Source organism: Streptomyces glaucescens (assembly GCF_002154375.1).
Classification (GTDB): domain Bacteria; phylum Actinomycetota; class Actinomycetes; order Streptomycetales; family Streptomycetaceae; genus Streptomyces; species Streptomyces glaucescens.
Genome location: NZ_MUND01000886.1, coordinates 1 through 1495 on the forward strand (window position 1 = coordinate 1; position 1495 = coordinate 1495).

The following is a 1495-nucleotide window of genomic DNA, read 5'->3' on the forward strand; positions in this document are numbered from 1 at the left end:
GGCGGTGGCTGGTGGCCGTAGGGCGGTGGTGGCGTGGTCATCGTCGGTGGGCCCCCGGAAAGGTGTGGTGAGCCCCGAGGATAGCCGGGTGCCCGGGCCGGAAGGTCCGCCCCCTCGCGTGCGCGGCCGGGGTTCAGAGCAGTGTGAGCCACTGCTCGCTGAGGGCGATCTCGCGGAGTTGCCCGATCGTCAGGGCGGGGGTCTCACGGGTCGCTGGGGTGTGCTGGGAGCCGGAGTTGAAGGCGCTGATCACGACGCGGCGGCCGTCGGGGCGCATGGTGTCGACGGTCCACATGACGACCCCCTCGCCGCCCTTCTCGCCGGGGCCCTGCCGGACCATGACCTTCGTGCCGTCGGCCAGGGTCTCCGTGTCGGGGCCGAAGAGCTGGTCGGCGACGTCCGACATGTCCGGCTGCACGTTGACCTGGACGAGGGTGGCGCCCTGGCCGTCGTCGACGACGACGTATCCGTACTCGGTCTCCTGACCACCCTCGGAGACCACCTTCAGGCCCTTCGGCATCAGCTTCTCGAGGGTCTTCACGATGGCGGTGCCGTCCGCGCCGGGGGGCATCTCGGTGCTCGACGTGGGCTTGCCCTTGGGGTCCTCGGGGATGGCGTCGACCGCGCCGCGCCACGCTGACGCCGTGGCGATCTTCTCCAGTTGCTCCGGGGTCAGCGGCGGTTCGGGGCGGGTGACCGGGGCGTCCTTCTCCGCTGCCGCGTTCCACTCGCTGACGCTGATGTGCTGTCCCTCGGCGGTGACGAGTTCCGCCTGCCAGCGCTTGGTGTCCACGCGCCGGTCCGGATACTCGTAGCCCTGGAAGATCATGAGGAAGGAGCCGTCCGCGAGCCGGGTGGTGCGGCAGGCGTCGTGCGGGAACACCGTCTTGTCGGGGCAGGTGGTCGTCTCGCGGGCGCTCTGGCTGTCCGGCTCGACGCGGCTCAGGCTGACGGCGACGGCGCCGGCGCCCTGGCCGTCGTCGTAGACCAGGCTCGCGTACGGCGTTCCGGTGCTCGTGCCCTGTGCGGTCGCCCCGGTCACCTTGCCGTCCGGGAGGAGTGACGTGAGCGCGGCGATCATCTCCTCGCCCGTGAGGGGGGTGGACGCGGCGGCGGTGGCGCTCGCGGCGGGGGCCGTGCCGGTGCGCCCGACGGACTGGGTGTGCTCCTTGTCCGCGCCCTGCCCGGTCCCCGGGAGGATCAGCGTGGCGCCCACCCCCACCATGGCGAGGCTCGCCGCGCCGCCGAGCACCGAGGCGCGGCGCCGCATGCGCATACGGCGTCCGCGGGCGTGGCCCGCGGCGATCAGGGCGGGGCGGTCGGTGTCGAAGGTGTCCCCGGTCTGGCGCAGGGCGGCCCCGAGCCGGTCCTCGAAGGGGTCCTGTGTGGGTTCCATGGGCATGGCGAACCGCCGTTTCCGTAGGTCGGGAAGTGAAGTGTGGTGTGGGCTGGGCGGACGCCTCAGGCCGCCGCGTACTCGGCCAGGTCCTCGCCC

General features: G+C 72.8%; 1 protein-coding gene. It reads right to left on the bottom strand.

Translation table 11 applies throughout. The annotated features are described in order from the left end of the window. Positions 1–133: 133 nt before the first annotated feature. Positions 134–1402 (bottom strand): hypothetical protein, encoded by a 1269-nt coding sequence (locus CCN42_RS38865; protein WP_086741905.1) that lies wholly within the window; start codon positions 1400–1402, stop codon positions 134–136. Between the last annotated feature and the right edge of the window lie 93 nt (positions 1403–1495).

Bases quoted from the DNA above. Each gene is read 5' to 3' on its own strand.
- CCN42_RS38865 (WP_086741905.1), bottom strand. From the start codon at position 1,402: ATGCCCATGGAACCCACACAGGACCCCTTCGAGGACCGGCTCGGGGCC.